This is a genomic window from Mesorhizobium sp. M7A.F.Ca.AU.002.02.1.1 (assembly GCF_003998535.1).
In the GTDB taxonomy this organism is placed as follows: domain Bacteria; phylum Pseudomonadota; class Alphaproteobacteria; order Rhizobiales; family Rhizobiaceae; genus Mesorhizobium; species Mesorhizobium ciceri.
The window spans coordinates 1-492 of the sequence record NZ_RZPB01001471.1 but is presented as its reverse complement, the minus strand read 5'-3'; the positions used below and the strand labels follow the sequence as shown (position 1 = coordinate 492).

General features: G+C 64.0%; 1 pseudogene. It reads right to left on the bottom strand.

Annotated elements, in window-relative coordinates:
- Positions 1-225: 225 nt before the first annotated feature.
- A pseudogene (locus EN879_RS38425) lies at positions 226-492 on the bottom strand (gfo/Idh/MocA family oxidoreductase); the annotation flags it as partial.

Here is a 492-nt window from a genome sequence, read left to right as displayed (position 1 = left end):
CACGAGCGGTGCGCGCCGCCCTTGAAGCGGGCGCCCCTCGTCAGGGTAACTGGTCTCAGACACCGGCGACGCCACTGATCATTGCCGACATGGTCAAGCGTGCCGGTTGCAGGACCAGGAATTGAGCCTGGCGATCCGCTGGTTCTCAGTCGCGCGACAATCCTGTCGCGCGACTATTCCCAACCTGCGACCCCCGCGCGCGATCAGCGAGTGCGGTTCCAGAGCTCAATCGAAAAACGCCTCGACTACGTTGCGCTTGCCGAGCATGAAGGCGTCAGCGACATGCTGGAGCGGGGCCAGATCGACATCGGAAACGCCGGCGCGCACGATCTCGGCGAAGCGCTTGTAGAGCATCGGATATTCCGCTTCCGGCTCTTCGTGAATGAGCTTGCCATCGATGGCGAGCTTCGAGCCGCCGCCCGACAGCACCATGGCGCCCTTGTCGGTGTCGGCCAGGATGTCCCAGCTTTGCGGGCCTGTCTGCAGCCAGTC